The organism is Oleiphilus sp. HI0086 (genome assembly GCF_001635225.1).
The window spans coordinates 1-707 of sequence record NZ_LWFZ01001284.1; the positions used below are offsets into that span (position 1 = coordinate 1).

At 47.1% G+C, this 707-nt stretch carries 2 protein-coding genes; both read left to right on the top strand.

Going from position 1 to position 707, the window contains the following annotated elements:
- The coding region (locus tag A3756_RS22135) for a type II 3-dehydroquinate dehydratase (RefSeq protein ID WP_156490691.1) at positions 1 to 237 on the top strand (237 nt) is incomplete at its 5' end.
- A gap of 19 nt (positions 238 to 256) precedes the next feature.
- A complete protein-coding gene (gene accB / locus A3756_RS22140) occupies positions 257 to 703 on the top strand; it encodes an acetyl-CoA carboxylase biotin carboxyl carrier protein (protein ID WP_068512191.1) in 447 nt (148 codons plus the stop codon).
- Positions 704 to 707 lie beyond the last annotated feature (4 nt).

Consider the following 707-nt stretch of genomic DNA (forward strand, 5'->3'; position numbering starts at 1 on the left):
GATGATACTCAGTTTATAATTATTAACCCTGCGGCATTTACGCATACGAGCGTAGCAATCCGAGATGCTCTACTAGCGATTGATATTCCTTTTATCGAAGTACATTTATCAAATGTTCATGCTAGAGAAACATTTCGCCATCATTCTTATTTCTCTGATGTCGCATTAGGCGTCATCTGCGGGCTGGGCAGCTTAGGTTACGATGCTGCGCTCAGCAAAGCCCTGCAGGCGCTATAAACCTAATACAGGAATTGTTATGGATATTCGAAAAATCAAAAAGCTGATCGAATTAATCACCGAGTCAGATGTAGAAGAACTAGAGATTAAGGAAGGCGAAGAGTCCATCCGCATCAACCGTCGCAAGCATGTTGTCGCCGCACCAGCAGCGGCCCCAGCACCCGTAACGTCTGCTTCAGCACCTATCACAGAAACATCCACTGCAAGTCCGGCACCGGCGAGCACCTCTAGTGACCAGACAATCAATGCCCCTATGGTCGGCACCTTCTACAAGGCGCCCTCACCTGACTCCGCCCCATTTGTTGAAGTTGGACAAAGCGTTAAGGCTGGCGATGTCTTGTGCATCATTGAAGCAATGAAAATGATGAACCAAATCGAGGCAGACCGAAGCGGCGTTATTCAGTCGATAGAAGTCAGTGACGGAGAACCTATCGAGTTCGATCAGATACTATTTACAATTGCATAAGGCT

Excerpts from the sequence above, each read along its gene's own strand:
- accB (WP_068512191.1), top strand. The coding sequence starts at position 257 with ATGGATATTCGAAAAATCAAAAAGCTGATCGAATTAATCACCGAGTCA.